Source organism: Enterobacter sp. 186315 (assembly GCF_053290175.1).
This window is the reverse complement of the sequence record NZ_JBPTTK010000079.1, coordinates 1-306: the sequence shown is the minus strand read 5'-3', so window position 1 is coordinate 306 and position 306 is coordinate 1. Positions and strand designations below refer to the sequence as shown.

General features: G+C 61.8%; 1 pseudogene. It reads left to right on the top strand.

The window, feature by feature from the left end:
- Positions 1-306: pseudogene (locus ACSVHP_RS23045) on the top strand (RHS repeat domain-containing protein); the annotation flags it as partial.

The window sequence follows — 306 nt, the reverse complement described above, 5'->3', positions numbered from 1 at the left end:
AAAAGCAGGTCGACAAAGGCGGCTACCGCCCGCTTATCTGGCGCTACCGCTGGGACGCGAAAAGCCAGCTCACCGGACTGGAAACGCCTGAGGGGGAACGCTGGGCATACCGGTATGACCCGTTCGGACGCAGAATCAGCAAGCGCTGCATCAACCGGGACAGGCCGGGCACCGATTTTCACTGGAACGGCGACCAGCTGACTGAAGAAATCCCGGTCGGGACGGACGGAACGCCGGTATATGAAAACGCTATCCGCTGGATATACGAGCCGGGCAGCTTCACGCCGCTGGCGCGCCATGAGAACG